This is a genomic window from Streptomyces sp. DF42 (assembly GCF_058267695.1).
The window spans coordinates 7,773,255-7,791,346 of sequence record NZ_CM177859.1; the positions used below are offsets into that span (position 1 = coordinate 7,773,255).

The window sequence follows — 18,092 nt, forward strand, 5'->3', positions numbered from 1 at the left end:
CATGGGTGGGATGAGCGATCGGAGGTACCGGCTCATGACCGTCGACCACCGGCAGATCCAGGACTTTGCCCTCCGGCATCCGAGCAGCACGCTGGGGGTGACACGGCGCGGAGTGGAGATCGCGCTGGGAGCGCTGTGGCTGGTGGACGGGGCGCTGCAGTTCCAGCCTCCATGTTCACCCGGGGCTTCTTGGTGGACACGCTGGGCATGGCAAACATGGGCCTGCCCGGACCCGCGGCGACGGTGGAGTACGACGGCCGGCATTGCGCTGGCGGTCGCCACCGGCCTCCTCGGCCGGGACCTCGGCGGACTCCTCACCGGCCACGCCACCGACCCCGGCACCGGTCCTCCACTGGTGCTGTTCGCTCTGACGCTGTGGCCGCGCGCGACCCTCCACACGGAGCACCCACCGACTCCCGCACACGCCCACGGTCAAGGAAACGTCGGGCCGAAGTCCCGCTGAGTTCCCGCCCATTTCAGTGGCCTGGATCACACGCTGCGGATTGAGTGGGGGTACCTGTGGATATCCGTACCCCCACCTGACGAGCGACGCCCGGATGCAAGGATGAGGCGCCATGACAGCAGGGTGGTGTTCTCGCACGCTAAGGGCCGCGGTGTTCGCGGCCGTCTGTGTGCTGCTCGCCGCCCTGGGCCACATCCTGATGTCCGGGAGCGACGTGCCCGCCTGGGCGCTGGCCGCCGGGGCGGCTGTCACCGGTGGCGTGGGCTGGTGTCTGGCGGGGCGGGAGCGTGGGCTGCCGTTGATCGTGGCGGCCGTGGTCGCCGCCCAGGCTGCACTGCACGAGGCGTTCTCTTTCGCGCAGTGGACCACCGAGGCGTCCGGGGCGTCGGCCTCCATGGACATGAGCGGCATGGGCTCCATGGATATGGGGTCGATGCACATGGGCTCCATGGACTCGATGGACATGGCCCACATGGATCACATGGGTCACGCGGCGTCCGGCGGTTCGTCGTCGGGCATGCTCGCCGCCCACCTGCTCGCCGCGCTGCTGTGCGGGCTGTGGCTGGCGTACGGCGAGAAGGCCGCCTTCCGCATCCTGCGGGCCGTTGCCGGATGGCTGGCCGTACCGCTACGGCTGCTGCTGGCCCTGCCAGCCACCCCGGAGCGCCCGCGCCCGCACCTGCGGCGCCGCCCCTCGGGCCCGGCGCCGCGTCTCCTCCTGCTCGTCCACGCGATCACCTCTCGGGGCCCTCCCGTGGGGACGGCTGTCGCCTGACGACAGCCGGCTTCCCGAGGCTGCCCATGCGCGCCTCGGGCCACGGCCGTACGACCGCACCAGCGCCGTAGCGCTCGTGCCGTAGGCCGTCTCCCCACTCACCGGACCGCCCGCGCCCTCGTGCGCCCCGGCCCGGATCAAGGATCCCGAGAAGGACACCAGGTGATTACCTCCGCACTGCCCACCTCGCGCACCCAAAGCGGTAAAGGTGACAAAACGGCAGCCCTCGACGAGTCGATCACGGCCTGCGCACTCGCCGCCCGGAGCGGCGACGCCGACGCGGTCGAGCAGTTCGTGCGCGCCCTGCAGCGGGACGTCCAGCGCTACGTCGCCCATCTGTGCGCCGACCCACAGGCTGTGGACGACCTCGCCCAGGACACGTTCCTGCGCGCGCTCGGCAGCCTGCACCGCTTCGAGGGCCGCTCCTCGGCGCGCACGTGGCTGCTGTCCATCGCCCGCCGGGCCGTCATCGACAGCTACCGGTACGTCGCCGCTCGCCCGCGCCTGTCCGACGTGCCGGACTGGCAGTTGGCCGTCGAGCTGTCCCAGCCGTGCGACCTGCCCGGCTTCGACGACGGCGTCGCGCTGCTGGACCTCCTGGCGGCACTCCCCGAGGAGCGCCGCGAGGCGTTCATCCTCACGCAGATGGTCGGCCTGCCCTACGCGGAGGCCGCCGAGGTCAGCGACTGCCCGATCGGCACGGTCCGCTCCCGCGTGGCCCGTGCCAGGGCCAGCCTGATGGACCTGCTGGAGGAAGCGGAGGAGCCCGCCGAGCTGGCGGTGGTCTAAGCCGCTTCCTACCGGGGTGTTGGGGCGGTCCGTCCCGACACTCTCGGCAGCACCTCATTCGGGGCGGTGGAGAAGGGGGTCTTGGCGCCCATGCAGTCGGTGACGGATCACGGTGTCCAGCCCGGCCTCTTCGAGTACTCGGGCGGCGACCGAGTCGCCGACGCCCGTCTAAACGATCGCCTCCCGCAGCCGCCCGTGGTCGAGATCCACGCCGTGCACGGTGCCCGGTTTGCGGCCGACTTCGACCACGACCTCGCTCACCCCCAGCACCTCGGAGACCTCTTCCCTGATGGTTGCAGCGCAGTGCTCGCAGCTCATTCCGATGACGCTGTACTGCTTCTGGGCCATGGCACAACTCCTGGATGCCGGTGAGGCTTTGGGGAGGCTTACCGATGCGCAGGGGCGGTGTTACGTGGGGCCTCGTCGCTACATGAGTCGGAGAGACGGAGCTCGAAGACAGGTGGAGGAGGAGGCGGCCGGAATGGCGACCCGCCGATACGACGTCGAAAGGGTCCACCTGGAGTGGCCTGGCAACCCCGGCCCGGGCCGTTCAGGCACCTCCGCAGGCGGCCCGCGAGCCCTCTGAGGTGGCCCCGTTCCGGGCGCATGGCCTGGGCGGGATCCGATGACAGCGGGCCAGCCGGAAGGCCGTCGAGGCTTAGCCGCCCTCGGCCATGCAGTGTTTCAGCAGGTCGGCGGCGATCGGGTCGACGATCCGGTAGCGGACCACCCGCCCGTTTTTCTCGCCAGCGACGATGCCGGCGGCGCGCAGGAGCCGCAGGGCCTGGGAGACGGCGGGGTCGTTCATGCCGGTCGCGATCGCGAGGTCCGAGACGGCGAGAGGGCCCGTCTGACGCAGAGCTATCAGGAGAGCGAGGCGTCCGGGGTCGGCGAGCAGGGAGAACCGCTCAGCCCAGGCGCGGACGTGGTCGGGCTCACCGATGGCGGCAATGGCGTCGCAGACACGGTGCCCGTCGATGGTGCGACGGTCGGCGCGTTCGGCGGGGACGAGATGCATGAGGGCATCCTCGCAGGTAGCCGATGTGATCTTGAATACCTGCGTTAATGCGCAGCTATGCAGGCGTGAGTGGTCGCCAGTACGGTGGGCGGGCCGTGGTGTTCGGGAAGACCGGTGACAGTCCTTCGCCAATCGGGGGATTCAGGCCGGCGCGGCCCTCGCCACTGTGATCGGGGAGTTTCCGTCCCAGTCGTGCATGGTCACTGTTCGCCGCCCGGCGAACGGGAAGGCCGGGACGGACACGCGCGCACCCGTAAGCCAGGAGACCGGCCACGGCACTTCACGAAATGATCCACGAGGTGCTGGAGCGTGACCGTATGACCCTGCCCACCGGGCCTGCCCAATTTCGCTGGCGGCGCGAGGACACCGTCCGTACCGCCGGACTGCTGGCGGTGATCGCCGCGCTGCACGTCGTGGCGTTCGGCATCCTGTTCCTTCTCGTCGTGCCGGGGCACTACGAGGTCGGTTCCAAGGCGTTCGGGATCGGCCTCGGGGTGACCGCGTACACGCTGGGCATGCGGCACGCGTTCGACGCCGATCACATCGCCGCGATCGACAACACCACGCGCAAGCTGATGGCCGACGGCAAGCGGCCGGTGTCGGTCGGCTTCTGGTTCGCGCTCGGGCATTCCAGCGTGGTGGTCGTCATGGCCGCGCTGGTCGCCGGAGGCACGCAGCTCGCCGGCACCCTGATGAACGACAACTCCCGGACCCACCAGGTGCTCGGCACCGTGGGCACCACGGTCTCCGGCAGCTTCCTGTACCTCATCGCCGCCCTCAACCTCGCCGCGCTGTTCGGCATCGTGCGCGTCTTCAGGGCGATGCGGGCCGGACGCTACGACGAGACGGAGCTGGAGGCGCACCTGGACTCGCGCGGCTTCATGAACCGCCTCCTGGGCCGTCTCACCAAGTCCATCCGTCGACCCGGCCAGATGTTCCCTCTCGGCTTCCTGTTCGGGATCGGTTTCGACACCACGACCGAGGTCCTGCTTCTCGCCCTGGCCGGCAACGGCGCAGCCGCCGGGCTGCCGTGGTACGCGATCCTGTGCCTGCCCCTCCTCTTCGCGGCGGGCATGAGCCTGTTCGACACGCTCGACGGCACCTTCATGAACTTCGCCTACCAGTGGGCGTTCTCCAACCCGGTGCGCAAGGTGTTCTACAACCTCACCATCACCGGCCTGTCCATCGCGGTGGCCTTCTTCGTCGGCACGATCGAACTGGTCGGGGTGCTGCACGAGAAGCTCGATCTGCGCGACGCGGTGACCGGCTGGATCGCCGGCCTGGACCTGGACAACGTCGGTTACATCATCGTCGGCCTGTTCCTGGTCGTGTGGGCGGCGGCGCTGGCGTACTGGCGCCTGGCCAAGGTGGAGCAGAAGTGGGCCGCCCGTCTCGCCGAGGGCGGCTGACACTCGACGCGTGTTCCACTGTCGGGCCGCGTGTCCGCGTCGGCGAGGAGCGGGAACACCCTGCGGAGGAGTGGCTTCCCCGGGCAGGGCGCGGTGGTAGCGCTCGTGCCCAGGTGAGGAGTGGGTCCCCGGCGGTACGCAGGCCGCCGGGTTCGAGCCGGGCTCGCTGCCGGGTCCTTGCTGGGCGTCCGGGAGCGGTCGCTCGTGGCCATGCAGAGTTCTGCGGCCCGGGGTCGCGTTCGTAGCGGGCGATGAGCCGTGGCTGGGGCGGGAACTACGCGACCGGTGCGACCGACTAATATAGGGCAAGTCGTGCTACTGCCGAAGAGCGAGCAGGTCCCGGGCGCCTCAACCTGCGCGCCGAACATCCCGGTTGGCCTTCGGCGCCCTCCTCACGACCACCCTGACGGTCCTGCTCACCGGCTGCGGAGGAGACTCGGCCGGCCATGCATCCGCCCACAGCGGAGCCTCCGCCTCGTCCTCCGCCCACGGCATGCAGGGCATGTCCGACAAGGCGATGGGGGACCCCTCAGCCACCCCCGCCTACAAGTTGCCCGGAGCGAAGGTGGTGAAGGGCACCTTCAAGATGCTCGACACCCGCCCGCCTGGCATGAACGACGTCAAGGGCACGGCCTGGCTCGCCCAGGGCACCAAGGGCACCACCGTCACCGTCTCCCTGACCGGCCTCAAAAGCGGGGCACGTCTACATGGCCCATCTGCACGCCCAGCACTGCTCAGCGGACAACGGCGGGAGCCACTTCCAGTTCGACAAGGGCGGCCCGACCATGCCCCCGAACGAGATCCACCTGATGTTCACCGCCGACAAGTCCGGTATGGGCATGACCACGGTGACCAACTCCCGCAAGACCGGCAAGGACGCGGTCGCCATCGTCGTCCACCCCCACGAGGCACAGGACAACCGGATCGCATGCGCCGACTTCGACTTCTGACGGCGTCGGCCGCACCCGTCGCGTGCGCGGGTGCGCTGCTGCTCCTCGGCGGCGCACCCGCACAGGCCCACACCGCTCTCAAGAACGCCGCACCGGCACCCGGAGCCACGGTCGCAGCCGGGACCAAGGTAGTCAGGCTGACGTTCGACAACCTGACCACCGGAATCGCACCGGAGATCAGGGTGGTCGGGCCGGACGGCAACGACATCCCGGTCGGACGGCCGGTCGTCACCGACACCACCACGGCCTGTGCCGCAGTGTCCCCGCTGCCCAAGGGCGTCATCACCCTCATCTACCCCCTCACCGCGGGAGACGGGGACGCCCAGTCCAACGCCTACCAGTTCGAGGCCGCCGACGGCGCCAAACCCGCCAGCACCCCGGCGGCCTGCGCGGACCTGAGCCTGCCGGCCCCAGAGACGAGAGGCTCGGACACCGTTGCGGGCATGAGCCGTACCACCGCGACCGCCGCTCTCGCGGGGGCGTTCGCCGCGGTGGCGGGCGGGGGATTCCTCGCCGCCCGCGCGCTGAGACGCCGCAGAACCCTGGAAGGGGGCATCGGCGAGTGACCTTGCGTCCGGACTCCCGTACTCCGGGCGGGAGTCCGGGCCTCGGCGACGGACTCTCTGAGCCCGCCGGCCGCCGCCCGCACCGGGCGGGGCATGGCGACGTGGCGGTCGGCAGGCACAGACCGGGCCACGCTCGGGAAGGCGAATTCCATCGTGGCCCGGGTGCCGTCATCGCGGCACGACAGCGGGCTGACAGCGCACGGGCCGGGGCGGGGACCTCCGCGTCCCGCTCCCTATATGTATTGCTCCGGGAGAGTGGCAGTCGCCACAGCCGGGAACTCGCCGAGTCGGCACCCCGACTCAGTGGTGGACGGCACCGGATGAACGCGTGAACTGGTGCATTCGTATCAAGAGGCACATGAAAGCCTCACCAGCACCCAGGAGTTGGGCCATGGCACAGAAGCAGTACCTCGTCACCGGCATGACCTGTGAGCACTGCGCCGCGAGCATCACCGAAGAGGTCTCCCAGGTCCCCGGCGTCACCGACGTGAACGTCGACGTCACGGCGGGATCGGTCGCCGTCAGTGGCGCGGACCTGGGCGACGCACGACTGCGGGCGGCGATCGTGGAGGCGGGGTACGAGGTCGCCGAGACCGCCGCGGCCTGAAACACGTGTTCCGCGCTCGGCCGTCAGACGGTCCCCGGCCTCGACGGCCGAGCGTGAGGGCTTCGCAACGGGCTTGTGTCAGTACGCGCCAGGACCCCTGGGCCCGGGAACGGGACGGTGTCCGCGCGGGCCCGAGACTGCCCGGTTCGCCGCGATGTGCAGCCCCCCGCTAGTCACCAACCCCGCGACGGCACCGACCAGAGCCCCCGGCATGCCTCCGACGAAGGAGCCCAACCAGGCGTATCCCGCGCCGAGCACCACCGTGGTCAGCACGGACAGAGACCACACCTTGATCAGGCGTTGGCCTACAGCTGTCCATCTGCGTGCATGAACGACCGGCCGCTCCCAGGGCCACGCCCCGTCCGTGACGGTCCCCTGCCTGCCGAGTGCTTCGGCCACGGAATCCCACCCCTGTTTCCCTGCCGCTGTCCCGCCCGCCGCGTCCGGCCATGGATGGCCCGACGGTTACCTCCCCATGCCGGGCCCCGGACAACAGCGGACCGACAGGCTTCTGCGGCACGGTGTCTGAGAGCGGGGCGGGGCGAGCCCCGGTTCGGGCGGAACCGCGTCACCCGCGAGCCGGTCACCTTTAGGCGAACAGGGCGAGCATGACCGCCATCCCCAGCGCCATCGCGGCATGACACGCGGGGGCCAGGGCACCGGAGGGTGCCGCCTGAGCCACGCAGCCGTCCTCCGGCCGCCGCTCCTCTGCGTGCCTGTTCCGTGCCCGGTCCAGCGCACGGGTCAACCAGACGAGCCCGAGCCCGCCGAGGACGATCGCGAGCAGGATCGCCGTGGCGACGGGGCCCGCCCCGGTCAGCCTCGTGGAGGCGAGCCCCGAACCACCCGACATGTCCATTCCGGCCATGTCATGCGCCCCGTCCGAGCCGGTGCCGCCGGACGTCCTCCCGGAGGAGGCCATCGCCGCCACCATCCACGCCATGGCGGCCATCATCACCACGTGCGGGAGGGAGGCGAACACGGCCCGACCACGGGTTCCGTCTTGCGCACGGAACGGAGCGGCGGCGACGAACCACACGGCGCCGACGCAGAACAGCACGACCTGCGGAACGGCCGGCAGGTCCATACCCCGCGGCCAGGCCATCGCGATCATCAGCACCGCCATGGCCGCGTGCAGGGCGTGATCCACCCGTTCCGCGATGCCGGTCCGGGGCGACACCGTCCTCCACACCCCGTACACGACAGACACGGCGAACATCAGACTCAGTACCCAACGAAGCCCGCTCGCGGCAATCACCGGACCACCCAACTCCAGGGCGCCGCAGGGCGCCGACGAACAGATGCAGGGCCGTGCGCACCAGGTGAGAAACCGACCTGGCGTACGGCCACAACAGGAGTCGGGGCAGCACCTGTATGAGTTCCATGAGCCTGGGTATGGAAGCGATCACACCGGGCGGTGCGCGCGAGCTGAGCGGAGGTGCACCTCGGGTGGCACAGGGGCACGGCCGTGACCTGGTGTAGAGCTGCGGCGGTGACGCCCGCTTGGGACACCTACAGCATCAGCGCGCGGGCGATAACGGCCAGACGGCCCTTTCCTGACAGTTCAGGCTCGACAGCAGCAGAGCGAGCCCTGGGGTCCGGACAACGGGCGCAGCTTCCCTGCCCGTTGTCCACATCCCAGTAGGAGTAGAACTGGCAGTGACGCCTGACGATATCGGCTCCGGCCCGTGCCGAAGGGCGCGGGCCGGAGCCGCGTACGAACACGCATGAGGGTGGGTGGTCAGTCCACGGATCGGACGGTGGGCATGGCGAGGGCGACCGGCCCGGCGCCGGCACCGCTCTTGCAGGAGTCGTGGCAGTCCTTCTCCAGGCTGCAGCACAGGGAGCAGATCGCCCCGGAGTGGAAGGAGCAGTTGGCCACGTCGGGCCGCTCGAAGTCGGTGGTGCACACGGTGCAGGTGAGGGTGACCGCCGACGGCAGGCCGTCGCTGCCGAGCAGCGGTTCCGCCAGGTCGTCGACGCGGGCGATGTAGTACTTGCCCTTGGTCAGCACCGCGAAGAGCGGCGAGAGCACCATGGCCAGGAACAGGGCGATGAACGGGGAGTACGCCTTGCCGTAGTCGCCGAAGGCGTTGAAGTACGCGGCGATGGAGACGGCCGAGGCGATGAGCATCGAGCCGAAGCCGACCGGGTTGAAGTTGTACAGGTGGGCCCGCTTGAACTCGATGTACGAGGGGCTGAGCTTCAGCGGCTTGTTGATGACGAGGTCGGCGACGACCGCGCCGATCCAGGCGATGGCCACGTTGGAGTAGAAGCCCAGCACCGTGTTGAGGAAGCCGAAGACGCCGCCCTCCATCAGGGCCAGGGCGATGCCGACGTTGAGGAAGATGTAGACCACGCGGCCGGGGTGCCGGTGGGTCAGCCGGGAGAAGAAGTTCGACCAGGACAGTGAACCCGAGTACGCGTTCGTCGAGTTGATCTTTATCTGGGAGAGGATCACGAAGAACGTGGCCAGGCCCAGTGCGACGGGCGCGGCGAAGGTCTTGAAGCCGTGCACGTACTGCTGGATGGGCTCGTTGGCCTTGCTCAGCCCGACGCTGCCGGCGATGTAGAAGGCGAGGAAGGCCCCGCCGATCTGCTTGGCCGCACCGAGCACCACCCAGCCCGGTCCCGCGCTGAGCACGGCGCCCCACCACTTCTTCGAGTTCTCCGGCGTCTTGTCGGGCATGAAGCGCAGGTAGTCGACCTGCTCACCGATCTGCGCGATCAGTGACAGCGCCACGCCCGCGCCCGCGCCGATGCCGAGCATGCTGATGCTGGAGCCGGTGGGAGAGTTGCCGGCGAAGTGCGTGAACTGCGAGAACTTGCGCGGCTCCTGGATGGCGATGGACACGAACGGCGCGACCATCAGCACCAGCCAGACCGGCTGCGTCCACACCTGCATCTTGGACAGCGCCGTCATGCCGTAGATCACCAGCGGCAGGATGATCAGCGAACAGATCAAGTACCCGACGGCGAGCGGGATGTGCAGCCCCAGCTCCAGGGCCTGCGCCATGATCGAGCCCTCGAGGGCGAAGAAGATGAAGGTGAAGCTGGCGTAGATCACCGAGGTGAGGGTCGAGCCGAGATAGCCGAAGCCGGCACCCCGGGTCAGCAGGTCCATGTCGATGGAGTACTTCGCCGAGTAGTACGAGATCGGGATGCCGGTCAGGAAGATGACCACCGCCGCCGCGAGGATGGCCACCATCGCGCTGGAGAAACCGTTGGAGATGGCGATGGAGCCGCCGATGGCGAAGTCCGCGAGATACGCGATGCCGCCCAGCGCCGTCGTGGCCACCACATAGGGCGTCCAGCGGCGGAAGGACTTCGGCGCGTAGCGCAGCGAGTAGTCCTCCAACGTGTCGTTCTGCGCCCAGTTGTTGTACGTCCGGCCGCCCGCACTCGCCGGTGGCGCTTCCTTGTCGACGATCTCCGTCACGACGCTTCCCTCTTCCGCACGCAGGGCCACAACCCGGATGACCCCGGGTGTTTTCACGGAAGAGTCAGGTCCCAGTGTTTCTTGAGCGTTTCGCGTCCTTTAAAAGCAAGGTCTTTAACGGGCCTTTATGTGACGCGCGTAGAAAATAGGACGGCGAGAATTGAAGAAGGCCGTTCCGGGTGTCCTGGTATGCCCCTGAGCTGGTCGCTTTGTTGCAGTCCGGGGCTGCGGTTGAGTGGGCCACGCGGACTCCGGCAGTAATTCCCTGCCGAAGGGTCGGGCGAGCGGGGGCTGTTTAGGCAGACAGGGGAATTCCGTGATTGCGTACGTTCTGACGACGGCTTCGTCGGTGCCCGTCTCGCGCCTCCCGGTGGGGATGCGGGATAGCGGGTGCCCAGTGCGGCGCGGTCGTGGATGGCGACATGCCTGCACCTGCCTCGCTTGATACTTCCCATAGAAAGTATTTCCGTGGCAGGGTATTGTCAACGGCCTCGCAGAACAGCAACTTGCTGGGTGTGCTGACCGGCGCCAACTGAAGGGCGGGGGGTCAGAGTTGGGCGACGATGTGGAAGTCGAAGGCGTCCGCCCGGGCCAGATACAGCCGTTGGGCGAGATGGTTGCCGTCCAGCCGCAGCACGCCCCGCGGCCCCTCGTAGGACACCGCGTCTCCCACCGCGCACATCGCCCGCACCTCCAGCGACCGTGCGCGCTCGGCCAGTGCCGCCAGCAGCCGTACCCCTTCGAAGCACGACTCGCCCAGACTCCCCACGACGGGTGCGTGCACCCCGAACCGGGCCGCGTAACGGGCGCTGAAGTCCAGGCTCTCGGCGGTCGCGAGGGTCTCGAAGTACCCGGCCGTCGCCCACAGCCCGTCGGTGGCCTCGGCGCCGGTGGCCAGCAGGATGTTCTCGTCCATGTGGGTGCTCAGGCGCAGACACCGCTGGTGCAGGCCGTATGCGGCGAAAGCCCGGTTGAAGCGGGCAGCGTCGTCCCCGATCAGCAGCATCAGCACCGCGTCGGCCTCGCTCCGCTCGATCCGGCGCAGCACCGGCGCGAAGTCGTGCGTCCCCAGCGGCACGAAGACCTCGTCCCGCACCAGGCCGCCACAGGCCCGGGCATACCGGCGCGCGGTACGGGCGGTCACGCGCGGCCACACATAGTCGTTGCCCACCGTGCACCAGCGCCGCGCGCCGGTGGCCTCGGCCAGCAGCCGCATCGCCGGGAGCAGTTGAGCGGCGTCGGTCTCGCCGGTCAGGAAGATTCCGGGGGTGCGCTCGCCGCCCTCGTACTGGGCGGTGTAGACGTAGGGCACACGGCCGGCGATCCGCGGCAGCAGTGCCTGGCGCACCGCCGAGGTGTGCCAGCCCAGCACTCCGTCGACGGCGCGCAGCGACACCAGGGCCTCGACCTCGGCGGCCACCTGCTCGGGCGGTCCCCCGCCGTCCACCGTGACGAGCCGGACCTCCCGGTCCAGCACACCGCCCGCGGCGTTGAGCTCTTCCATGGCCAGTTGCGCAGCCAGCTCGCACGAAGGGCCGAAGACTCCCGCCGGCCCTTGCAACGGCACGACCAGGGCCACGACCAGCGCGGTGCTCGCTTCACCGTTCCCTCTGGGCGGCACCGGCTGCACAGACCACCTCCGTGAGGGCATCGGGCGCGCGGATCCCGGTCCGGGCCCCGGCGCCCTCGCGGAGGCTCGTAATCTGCCCGAACAGTAGACCTAGTGGAAGGACACCGGCAATGCCGTCCGAACCCTCCTCGCCGGACCTCGCCCACCTGCTCAGCCATGCCGAGCGACGCCTGGTGCAGCGTTTGGTGGGGGTGCTGGCGGAGGAGGGTTGCTCGGTGGAGGAGTGGCGTGTCCTGTCGGCCGTCGTCGACGGTCGGGGCCATCCGATGACCGGGATTGCCGGGCATGTCCTCATGCCGGCGCCCAGTCTGACCAAGCTCGTGGACCGCATGGTCGCCGGCAACCTGGTCTACCGTCGCCCCGATCCTGATGACCGTCGCCGCGTTCTGCTGTACCTGACCGCCCGGGGTCGCATCCTCCACGACCGCGCCGCCCGCCGCGTCCAGGCCGACCAGGCCCGGCTCCTCGATGCCGTGGACGACCAGGGAGAACTCGCCCGGCTGCTGTCCGTGCTCACGGCGACTGCGGACGGGCTGCCTGCCGTAGCGCCAAGTCGGCCGCAGGGCTGAGTGTCTCCGCCTCGGCCGATGCGGAGGCTCGCGCGTGCTCAGACGGGGAGCGCAGCCAGCGTGCGGGCCGGGTGGCGCGGGCCCGGGAAGACGGCGATGCCCTTGCCGTCGGGGGAGGGGTGGGTCACCTGCGCCCAGCCCTGGCGGCGGTAGAAGGACATCGCCCGGGGAGACCGGACGGAGGTCAGCAGCCAGCAACGGCCCTCGGGGGCTCCTCCGTGACCGCCGCGAGCAGATCGCCGGCGAGGCCCGTTCCCCTGGCGTCGGGGCGCACGGCCAGTTCGTCGATCTCCCGGGCCCCGTCAGCCACTCCACGGCGCGTTCGGTGCCCAGTCCGGCAGCCGCCTGCGGATAGCAGCGGTCCGTGGGGAAGGGAGAGAGGGGGGTCCACGCGGTCGCGAACCTCATGACCTCCGAGCCCTCGAAGGCGAGGGCGGCGGTGAAGCCGGGTCTGCGTACGTTCACCGGCAGACGGCCCACGAACTCGACAGCCCTTCTCCTCGCCCTCGTCCCAGGGCGGAGAGCAGAACGCTTCCACGTAGACGGAGTGCAGGGCCTCGGTGTGCTCCGGCAGGTCCTTGCCGCGGAAGACGCGGATATCCGTGGTCATCGGGCGGTACCTGCCGGCGCGGTAGCCACCCGACGTAGGGCGCTGCCTTCCAGGGGTGCCGACGGGTCCATCGACGCGTCCTGGAGATCGGGCCCGGCCTCGTGACGTGCGAGAAGGTCGCCGTGAGTCGTGATCATTGTGCGGTGGTCTGGGCGCATCCTGGGGGCGGTCATGCGCAACGTCATGCTCATCGTGCGACACGACGCTTCGGCCGGTTCCGTACCCGGGAGTTGGAAATACTTCCGGACCATGGCTGGGGTGCCTGTGCCGTGAGCCGCCCTTGGCGGCCAATCCCGGACGAACCCTGCACGGGCCTCGCTGTAGCAGCACTCGATGCCCAGAACCATGGGAGGGCCCACCCCGTGTGCAATAAGCCTCCTTGGATATGCACCCAGTGCACGAGATCTGATCGACTGCGCCAGAGGAGGAGCCGGCGATCAGCGGTGAACTAGCCGGTTTCAAGGTGCCCTTCCCTTGGCCCACGACACACCATCGGCCCCGTTCCCAAGACCCAGGACAACCAGGAGCGGCGAGCGCGCCTTCACATCGTTCCGCATCTGGGTGAACTCCCGCTCAGGAACATCACGGCGGCAGAACTCCGCACGTACATCTCCACGTTGGAGGCGACAGTCTCCTCCGTCGACTACCGGCGCGGCATCCTGTCCGAGCTGTCCAGCATTCTGGAGGCGGCCGTCGACGACAAGCGGCTCCCCAGCAACCCCATGCACGCGAAGTCCGTCCGGTGGCTGAAGGCGCCGAAGGAGCGACACGAAGCGTGGCCGCTGGAGAGGGCACTCCGAGTCCGGGATGTGATCAGCCCTCGGCACCGGATATCCGTCGTAGTCGGACTCGGGTGCGGACTTCGTCAGGGTGAGGTCTTCGGACTGAGCCCGGAAGACATCGACTACGCCCGCAGCGTCCTCCACGTTCGTCGCCAGGTTCAGGCGATCAAGGGGAGGTTGTACTTCGCGCTACCGAAGGGGGCGAAGACACGCAGCGTCGACATGCCCTCCTCGGTGGCCGAGGAGCTGAAGCGTCACGTCGAAGAGTTCCCGCCGGTGGAGGTGGAGCTTCCGTGGGGGAAGCCGGAGGCGGACAAGCAGCGCAGGAAGTTCTCCCTCCTGCTCACCACCCGGTTCGGCAATGCCGTGGCGGTGAACACGTGGAATGCCTACACCTGGAAACCGGCGCTGGCCAAGGCCGGCATCATTCCGCCACGCGCCAAGGGTGCGAAGGACTGGCAGTGGGAGGCGGCGCCGAAGGACGGCTTCCACGTGCTGCGACACACCTACGTCTCGATCATGCTGGAGGCGGGGGAGTCCGTGGTGACCCTGGCGCGATGGCTCGGGCACGCCTCCCCGGCTATCCCGCTTGGTTACTATGCTCACTTCATGCCGGAGGCCGGAAGCAAGGGCCACACCGCCATTGACGGACTGCTGGGGAGACAGGGAGATGAGGATGCCGGCCGAAACTCCCCAGATTCTCCCCAGGGCTGATCGGGGAGATTTCCCTGAGTTGGACCGCGTTGGAGCGTGTCGTGGAATGTAAGGCAAATGAGCTGCGGGGCCTTGGAAGATGTTGAGAGAGGTTACCGCCACCAGCTACATCGCACCCTTGAGGTCAGGTGGTTCCGTCCCCGGCATCGTAGAGGCCGACGACCTGGGGACCTACGTCGTGAAGTTCACCGGCTCCGCCCAGGGCCGCAAGGCGCTGGTCGCCGAGGTGGTCGTCGGCGAGCTGGCCCGCGCCCTCGGACTGCGCTTCCCCGAGCTGGTCCTCGTCCACTTCGACCCGGCGATCGCCGACAGCGAGCCCCACCAGGAGGTGCGGGAACTCCACAGCGCCAGCGCGGGAGTCAACCTCGGCATGGACTTCCTGCCGGGCGCGAAGGACTTCACCCCGGAACTGGCGAAGAGCTTCCCGGTCGATGCGCTGGAGGCGGGCCGGATCGTCTGGCTCGACGCGCTGACGGTGAACGTGGACCGCACCGTCCACAGCTCGAACCTCATGGTCTGGCCCACACTCGGCACCGTGCCGCCACGCCTGTGGCTGATCGACCACGGGGCCGCGCTCGTCTTCCACCACCGCTGGGACGGCGCGGATCCCGCCAAGCGGTACGACTTCCGGCGTCACGCCCTCGGCCACTACGCCCCCGACGTGAGAGCGGCCGACGCCGAGCTGGCGCCGAAGGTGACGCGCGAGCTGCTGCGGGACATCGCGGCGGAGGTGCCCGACACCTGGCTGGCCGGCGAGGAGGGCTTCGCGACCCCGGACGACGTCCGCTCCGCGTACGTGGACTATCTCCACGCGCGCGTGGAGGCCTCCGCGGCCTGGCTTCCCACCGACTTCCCCACCCGGGAGGAACTCGCCGCCGAGGAGGCCGTGCGCGCGGCGAGGACGGAGCAGGGCCGCCCGAAGTGGCTGAAGCGGGTCCCCGACCTGCACGGCGAACCGGCGGCTGAACAGGATTGGTCGGTGCACCTCGGATGAACCGCGTTGGACAGGTGGTACAGATCGAGTACTGCACCCAGTGCCGCTGGCTGCCCCGCGCGGCCTGGCTGGCGCAGGAGCTGCTCACCACCTTCGAGACGGAGCTGACCGAGCTGTCGCTCAAGCCCGGCACGGGTGGCGTCTTCGTCGTCCGGGTCGACGACGAGGTGGTCTGGGACCGCCGCGAACAGGGCTTCCCCGAGCCGACGGCCGTGAAGCGGGCCGTACGCGACCGAGTGGCCCCGGACAAACCCCTGGGCCACTCGGACAAGCCTGCTTCCTGAAGGGTCAGCCCCTGAGCTGCTGGTACGCGGGCAGCGTCAGGAAGTCCGCGTAGTCGTCGTCGAGGGAGACCGTCAGCAGCAGGTCGTGGGCCTGCTGCCAGTGGCCGGCCGCGAAGGCCTCCTCGCCGATTTCCTTGCGGATCGTGTCGAGCTCCTCGGCGGCGATCTCGCGGGCCAGCTCCGGGGTGGCCGTCACTGTGCTTCCCGCGTGCTCGAACTCGACGCCCGCGTTGATCCACTGCCAGATCTGCGAGCGGGAGATCTCGGCGGTGGCCGCGTCCTCCATGAGGTTGAAGATGGCGACCGCGCCCAGGCCGCGCAGCCAGGCCTCGATGTAACGGATGCCCACCTGGACGGCGTTGACCAGGCCGTTGTACGTCGGCTTGGCGTCCAGGGAGTCGATCGCGATCAGGTCGGCGGCCTCGACGTGGACGTCCTCGCGCAGGCGGTCCTTCTGGTTCGGCCGGTCACCGAGGACCTTGTCGAAGGACTCCATGGCGATCGGGACCAGGTCGGGGTGGGCGACCCAGGAGCCGTCGAAGCCGTCGCCGGCCTCGCGGTCCTTGTCGGCGCGGACCTTCTCGAAGGCCACCTTGTTCACCTCGGCGTCCCGGCGCGAGGGGATGAACGCCGCCATGCCGCCGATCGCGTGCGCGCCGCGCTTGTGGCAGGTGCGGACGAGGAGCTCGGTGTACGCCCGCATGAACGGGGCCGTCATCGTGACCAGATTGCGGTCCGGCAGGACGAACCTGGCGCCGCCGTCACGGAAGTTCTTGACGATGGAGAACAGGTAGTCCCAGCGGCCCGCGTTCAACCCCGAGGCGTGGTCGCGGAGTTCGTAGAGGATCTCCTCCATCTCGTACGCGGCCGTGATCGTCTCGATCAGGACGGTCGCGCGGATGGTGCCCTGCGGGATGCCGACGTACTCCTGGGCGAAGACGAACACGTCGTTCCACAGGCGCGCTTCGAGGTGGGACTCCGTCTTCGGCAGATAGAAGTACGGGCCCTTGCCCAGGTCGAGCAGGCGCTGGGCGTTGTGGAAGAAGTACAGGCCGAAGTCGACGAGGGCGCCCGGGACCTGGGTGCCGTTCTCGTCGACCAGATGCCGCTCGCCCAGGTGCCAGCCGCGCGGGCGCATGACGACGGTGGCGAGTTCGCCGTCGAGGCGCAGGGCGTACGACTTGCCGGACCTCTCGTCCGTGAAGTCGATGTTCCGGGTATAGGCGTCGGCCAGGTTGACCTGACCGAGGACGACGTTCTCCCAGGTCGGCGCCGAGGCGTCCTCGAAGTCCGCGAGCCACACCTTGGCGCCCGAGTTGAGGGCGTTGATGGTCATCTTGCGGTCGGTGGGGCCGGTGATCTCGACCCGGCGGTCGTTCAGGGCCGCGGGGGAGGGGGCCACCTTCCAGGAGTCGTCCGCGCGGATCGCGGCCGTCTCGGGGAGGAAGTCGAGCGTGGAGGTGCGGGCGATCTCGGCGCGGCGCTCCGCTCGGCGGGCGAGGAGCTCGTCACGCCGGGGCGTGAACCGCCGGTGCAGCTCGGCCACGAAGGCGAGGGCCGGCTCGGTGAGGACCTCCTCCTGCCGCGGCAGGGGCTCGGCGTCGACGATGGCCAGCGGGGACGGCGCTGGTGCGGACATGAGCGGTCACTTCCTTCAGCGGTGGCATCGGGTGCCAGTCGAACCGGGTACGGCGAGAAGAGCCCGTAGAGCGGTAGGGCGCTTCTGAACAGTGGATACTAGTTTCCTCATCGTGGAACTTCAATGGTTTGTTGATATCGAGATTCTCCGGGTCGAGGGAAGGTGGCGCTCGGTGCCACCCCGTTCACTCAAGGTGGAGGAGGTCGGCCGCCGTGTCGATGTCGTACGGCTGCGCCACGTCCCCGCACTCGACGAGCGTGATCGCGGACCCGTGCGCCTTGAGGTAGGCGCGGGCCCCGCGGTCCCCGGTCGCGGTCTCGGCGATACCCGCCCAGTGGGCGCGGCCGAAGAGGACGGGATGGCCCCGTACGCCGTCGTAGGCGGCCGACACCAGTGAGGTCTCGTCCCGGTGTGCGGCCAGCACCCGACCGACCGCCTCCGGCCCGATACCCGGCTGGTCGACGAGGCAGACCACGGCGGCCGCGGCCCCCGTCCCGGCGAGCGAGTCCAGCCCGGCCCGCAACGAGGTCCCCATGCCCCGCTCCCACTCCGGGTTGTCCACGAGCACACACCCCTCCAGTTCCGCCCGCTCCCGTACGGCTTCGGCCCCCGCCCCCAGCACCACGTGGACGCGGGTGCGGCCGGCCGCGCGCAGCACGCCGACGGCATGCTCGACGAGCGGCCGTCCGCGGTGCTGAAGCAGCGCCTTGGGCCGCCCGCCGAGCCGCCGTCCGCCTCCCGCGGCGAGAACCAGCCCGGCCACCTGCTGTTCGTCATCCGTCATGCGTCCTGCTTACCTGACGCCTGGGCGAGTGCCCGGTTTCCGGGGGCTGAATTTCGGTCCGCACGGTGGC

Annotated in this window: 18 protein-coding genes, 2 pseudogenes and 1 riboswitch; of the genes and pseudogenes, 12 read left to right on the forward strand and 8 right to left on the reverse strand. The window is 69.4% G+C overall.

Going from position 1 to position 18,092, the window contains the following annotated elements; all coding sequences use genetic code 11:
* Positions 1–10 precede the first annotated feature (10 nt).
* The 3 genes from ACYUED_RS35595 to ACYUED_RS35605 all read left to right on the forward strand — a co-directional run bounded on the left by ACYUED_RS35595 (position 11) and on the right by ACYUED_RS35605 (position 2,027).
* Positions 11–463: a hypothetical protein gene (locus ACYUED_RS35595; RefSeq protein WP_491288701.1), complete on the forward strand. Its 453-nt coding sequence runs from the start codon at positions 11–13 to the stop codon at positions 461–463.
* Between the two features lie 112 nt (positions 464–575).
* Complete coding sequence (locus ACYUED_RS35600) at positions 576–1,238, forward strand: hypothetical protein (RefSeq protein ID WP_491288702.1); 663 nt, start codon at positions 576–578, stop codon at positions 1,236–1,238.
* A gap of 162 nt (positions 1,239–1,400) precedes the next feature.
* Positions 1,401–2,027, forward strand: coding sequence for a sigma-70 family RNA polymerase sigma factor (locus tag ACYUED_RS35605; RefSeq protein ID WP_491288703.1), 627 nt, complete (start codon positions 1,401–1,403; stop codon positions 2,025–2,027).
* 168 nt (positions 2,028–2,195) lie between these two features.
* Here the strand turns inward: ACYUED_RS35605 and ACYUED_RS35610 are convergent, their stop codons facing one another.
* Together ACYUED_RS35610 and ACYUED_RS35615 are read right to left on the reverse strand one after the other, a co-directional pair.
* A complete protein-coding gene (locus ACYUED_RS35610) occupies positions 2,196–2,375 on the reverse strand; it encodes a cation transporter (protein WP_491288704.1) in 180 nt (59 codons plus the stop codon).
* A 310-nt stretch (positions 2,376–2,685) separates the two neighbouring features.
* Positions 2,686–3,045 carry an ArsR/SmtB family transcription factor gene (locus ACYUED_RS35615; RefSeq protein ID WP_491288705.1) on the reverse strand — a complete coding sequence of 120 codons (360 nt, stop codon included), beginning with the start codon at positions 3,043–3,045 and terminating at the stop codon, positions 2,686–2,688.
* Positions 3,046–3,124: 79 nt separating this feature from the next.
* A riboswitch (cobalamin riboswitch) is annotated at positions 3,125–3,334 on the forward strand.
* On the opposite strand from ACYUED_RS35615, the gene nicT reads away from it, so the two are divergent.
* The 4 genes from nicT to ACYUED_RS35635 all read left to right on the forward strand — a co-directional run bounded on the left by nicT (position 3,333) and on the right by ACYUED_RS35635 (position 6,577).
* The gene (gene nicT / locus ACYUED_RS35620; protein WP_491288706.1) at positions 3,333–4,454 is read left to right on the forward strand and encodes a Nickel transporter NicT; all 1,122 of its coding nucleotides are present in this window, start codon (positions 3,333–3,335) and stop codon (positions 4,452–4,454) included. (Overlaps the previous riboswitch by 2 nt.)
* Positions 4,455–5,161: 707 nt before the next feature.
* A complete protein-coding gene (locus tag ACYUED_RS35625) occupies positions 5,162–5,404 on the forward strand; it encodes a hypothetical protein (protein ID WP_491288707.1) in 243 nt (80 codons plus the stop codon).
* Positions 5,383–5,970: a copper resistance CopC family protein gene (locus ACYUED_RS35630; protein ID WP_491288708.1), complete on the forward strand. Its 588-nt coding sequence runs from the start codon at positions 5,383–5,385 to the stop codon at positions 5,968–5,970. Before ACYUED_RS35625 ends, ACYUED_RS35630 begins: the two co-directional genes overlap by 22 nt.
* A gap of 391 nt (positions 5,971–6,361) precedes the next feature.
* A complete protein-coding gene (locus tag ACYUED_RS35635) occupies positions 6,362–6,577 on the forward strand; it encodes a heavy-metal-associated domain-containing protein (RefSeq protein WP_491288709.1) in 216 nt (71 codons plus the stop codon).
* 589 nt (positions 6,578–7,166) lie between these two features.
* On the opposite strand, the gene ACYUED_RS35640 is transcribed toward ACYUED_RS35635, so the two are convergent.
* The 3 genes from ACYUED_RS35640 to ACYUED_RS35650 all read right to left on the reverse strand — a co-directional run bounded on the left by ACYUED_RS35640 (position 7,167) and on the right by ACYUED_RS35650 (position 11,646).
* Positions 7,167–7,796: a DUF5134 domain-containing protein gene (locus ACYUED_RS35640; protein WP_491288710.1), complete on the reverse strand. Its 630-nt coding sequence runs from the start codon at positions 7,794–7,796 to the stop codon at positions 7,167–7,169.
* A gap of 522 nt (positions 7,797–8,318) precedes the next feature.
* Complete coding sequence (locus tag ACYUED_RS35645) at positions 8,319–10,016, reverse strand: purine-cytosine permease family protein (RefSeq protein ID WP_491288711.1); 1,698 nt, start codon at positions 10,014–10,016, stop codon at positions 8,319–8,321.
* A 547-nt stretch (positions 10,017–10,563) separates the two neighbouring features.
* The gene (locus ACYUED_RS35650; protein WP_491288712.1) at positions 10,564–11,646 is read right to left on the reverse strand and encodes a substrate-binding domain-containing protein; all 1,083 of its coding nucleotides are present in this window, start codon (positions 11,644–11,646) and stop codon (positions 10,564–10,566) included.
* Positions 11,647–11,756: 110 nt separating this feature from the next.
* On the opposite strand from ACYUED_RS35650, the gene ACYUED_RS35655 reads away from it, so the two are divergent.
* A complete protein-coding gene (locus ACYUED_RS35655) occupies positions 11,757–12,215 on the forward strand; it encodes a MarR family winged helix-turn-helix transcriptional regulator (RefSeq protein WP_491288713.1) in 459 nt (152 codons plus the stop codon).
* 38 nt (positions 12,216–12,253) lie between these two features.
* On the opposite strand, the pseudogene ACYUED_RS35660 reads toward ACYUED_RS35655, so the two are convergent.
* Positions 12,254–12,825, reverse strand: a pseudogene (locus ACYUED_RS35660) (GNAT family N-acetyltransferase).
* A gap of 491 nt (positions 12,826–13,316) precedes the next feature.
* On the opposite strand from ACYUED_RS35660, the pseudogene ACYUED_RS35665 reads away from it, so the two are divergent.
* From ACYUED_RS35665 to ACYUED_RS35680, 4 genes and pseudogenes are all read left to right on the forward strand, one after another.
* A pseudogene (locus ACYUED_RS35665) lies at positions 13,317–13,433 on the forward strand (tyrosine-type recombinase/integrase); the annotation flags it as partial.
* Positions 13,434–13,442: 9 nt separating this feature from the next.
* Positions 13,443–14,321: a tyrosine-type recombinase/integrase gene (locus tag ACYUED_RS35670; protein ID WP_491288714.1), complete on the forward strand. Its 879-nt coding sequence runs from the start codon at positions 13,443–13,445 to the stop codon at positions 14,319–14,321.
* Positions 14,322–14,400: 79 nt separating this feature from the next.
* Positions 14,401–15,315, forward strand: coding sequence for a HipA family kinase (locus ACYUED_RS35675; protein ID WP_491288715.1), 915 nt, complete (start codon positions 14,401–14,403; stop codon positions 15,313–15,315).
* Positions 15,312–15,599 carry an Rdx family protein gene (locus tag ACYUED_RS35680; RefSeq protein ID WP_491288716.1) on the forward strand — a complete coding sequence of 96 codons (288 nt, stop codon included), beginning with the start codon at positions 15,312–15,314 and terminating at the stop codon, positions 15,597–15,599. Before ACYUED_RS35675 ends, ACYUED_RS35680 begins: the two co-directional genes overlap by 4 nt.
* A 4-nt stretch (positions 15,600–15,603) precedes the next feature.
* Here ACYUED_RS35680 and aceB read toward each other — a convergent pair whose 3' ends face one another.
* Together aceB and ACYUED_RS35690 are read right to left on the reverse strand one after the other, a co-directional pair.
* Positions 15,604–17,238: a malate synthase A gene (aceB, locus tag ACYUED_RS35685; protein ID WP_491288717.1), complete on the reverse strand. Its 1,635-nt coding sequence runs from the start codon at positions 17,236–17,238 to the stop codon at positions 15,604–15,606.
* Positions 17,239–17,422: 184 nt separating this feature from the next.
* Positions 17,423–18,022: a nucleotidyltransferase family protein gene (locus ACYUED_RS35690; RefSeq protein WP_491288718.1), complete on the reverse strand. Its 600-nt coding sequence runs from the start codon at positions 18,020–18,022 to the stop codon at positions 17,423–17,425.
* Positions 18,023–18,092: the final 70 nt, after the last annotated feature.